The organism is Bathymodiolus platifrons methanotrophic gill symbiont, assembly GCF_002189065.1.
GTDB lineage: Bacteria > Pseudomonadota > Gammaproteobacteria > Methylococcales > Methylomonadaceae > Methyloprofundus.
On sequence record NZ_BDMN01000487.1, the window covers coordinates 1 to 2269 of the forward strand.

Annotated in this window: 2 protein-coding genes and 1 pseudogene; all 3 read left to right on the forward strand. The window is 35.9% G+C overall.

Annotated features, from left to right (window positions below):
* Positions 1 to 108: pseudogene (locus CDZ78_RS23435) on the forward strand (IS481 family transposase); the annotation flags it as partial.
* A complete protein-coding gene (locus tag CDZ78_RS23440; protein WP_373862502.1) occupies positions 82 to 990 on the forward strand; it encodes a family 43 glycosylhydrolase in 909 nt (302 codons plus the stop codon). The pseudogene CDZ78_RS23435 and the gene CDZ78_RS23440, both read left to right, overlap by 27 nt.
* Before the next feature lie 335 nt (positions 991 to 1325).
* Positions 1326 to 2063: a class I SAM-dependent methyltransferase gene (locus CDZ78_RS19700; RefSeq protein WP_087871483.1), complete on the forward strand. Its 738-nt coding sequence runs from the start codon at positions 1326 to 1328 to the stop codon at positions 2061 to 2063.
* Positions 2064 to 2269: the final 206 nt, after the last annotated feature.

Below are 2269 nucleotides of genomic sequence, written 5' to 3' on the forward strand. Positions count from 1 at the left end.
AATCATGAGTTTGATATGGCCTGTATTGAGGAACACATTGACCACAGGTTAACAGCTCCCGCCACACCTAAAACCAATGGGATGGTTGAGCGTGTTAACGGAACGATCAATGAGTCCAATTTAAAGGCTAACTTTTATCTGAATTACAATCCTCGTGATGTAGTTAATACTAATTTTGGGGATCTCCATAGATATTGTGATATTGTTGCTCCTGATATACATAATGATGGTATTAATCTATCTCTTACCTTTACAGCTACTTTTAAACCATTAACAGGTGAAAGTTGTTCAAAAATAAGAGGTCAGGATTATGCTCCTGCAATTTTTTATGCAACATGGGATGCGGAGGAAAATAATTTTGGCCCTCCAATTTTTCTTAGTTCGCCTGATAATTATGTGATTGGGACAAACGATGCTATTTCATCAGAGAACACTAATAATAGAGTTCCACGCATTGATTCAGAACAATTTACTGAAAATGGAATTACTTATTGGTCATATACGTGGTTCACAGGAAATGGTAATGCGAATAGTACAGTTAACTTATTAAATAATGAGATTATAAATAATACCTATCCAAATTTTACTTTTGATGAAGGTATTACGGAGGCGCCATTTATTTTTAAAAGAAATAGTATTTATTATTTTCTTTATTCTGAAAATAATTATGATTCAAAATATCAAATGTATTATAAAAAGGCAACAAGCCTATCCGAATTAAGTACGAATACAAATTCATGCAGATTGACGTTTAATAGCTGGGAAACTAGACCAGATAAACATTCACACGGCTATAATGCTGGACATGGTTCCGTTATTCAAATAGGTACGGAATATTACTTAATTTACCATATTGGAAATGGGAACTTTGAAAGAAGTGTGTATGTGTCAAAATTAGAGTTTGTTGGAGATGAAATCAAACAAATACCTGCCCCTTCTTTTATTGGAGGAGGAGAGCATGTAGGAAACCTCTTTGGTTGCGCCTCTTAATATTACTTCCTTTCGCTGCCAGCCATGGAGAGCGAATGCGATGACTGATAGTCATCTGAAGGCGTAGAGCCGTTGTTTTGTCGGAATTGTAGCGCTAGCGTAGGTGGAGACAAAAAAAGACATTCTGAAACGCCGTCCAGTCATTTTGAGGGAGTGGCACGTACGCAGGACGTCTGGGCGCACTTCGGATCAGAGAGTTGCCATACCACGCCTACCAAGGACTAAAAACCATCACTCCGCTTAGTCTACGTTTCCCTGGTTTTCAGCGTGGGATGCCGAAAATAAAAATAGCGACTCACAGAAATAAGAATATATAGGGCTTAAATTAAAAAAACATGAAAACTGATCAATTAGAATTTTTTCATTCAGGTACGATGCTAGATGATCCGAAACCTGGAGATAAATGGGATGTTCCTCGTTTTTTAAGTAGTAACAGTTCTGAATGGGCAAAAGTGTTAGTCAAAATTTATGAGCATCCTATGTCTTTTCCTGGTTCAGTATCACCCAACATGGGGAATTTACTGCGTGCTTTAATTATGAATATTGTTCCTAGAACAGTAGTTGAGGTAGGTTCTTATATAGGAATTTCTACTCTATGGATAGCCTCAGCAATGGCTGATTATGAATATAATAAAAAGCTATATTGTATTGATACTTTTCCAAATCACACAGATAATCCTTGGTGTCCGGGGGTCACTTTAAATGACCCTTTAGAATTTATGAAAGAAAATATAAAAAAGTGTGGATATCAAGATTTTGTTGAAATTCATAAAGGAGATTCTTTACTTTTAATTAATGAATTATTAAGTAATATTCTTAAGCCCATCGATTTTGTTTTTATTGATGGAGACCATTCTAAAGAAGGGTGTTTGTCTGACTTTCTAAATATAGAGAAATATATTGCGACAGGTGGTTATATTTTATTCCATGATGTATTTCCAAATTTTTGTGGTGTTGATGGACCTTTTTATACTTTACAAAATAAAATTATTCCTTCTGATAAATATGAGATATGTCAGATATATACAAGCCCATTAAATTTTGGATTTGCTTTAATTCGTAAGCTAAAATAAATCGGTTCTGTCGCAATACTTATCAAAAGCGCAGACCTCCTGGTCTTCAGGTATAACTATCCTGCTAAAGCCATAAACTGCCGCTGAAAATCCTGGAAACGGAGCATAGCGAAGTGAAGATTTTTAGACCGCGATAGGCAAAGCTGTGGATGAAGACTCGTAGTATGAGCGGTAGCGAATGGCGAAGAGGATTTAGTAACAGCTTT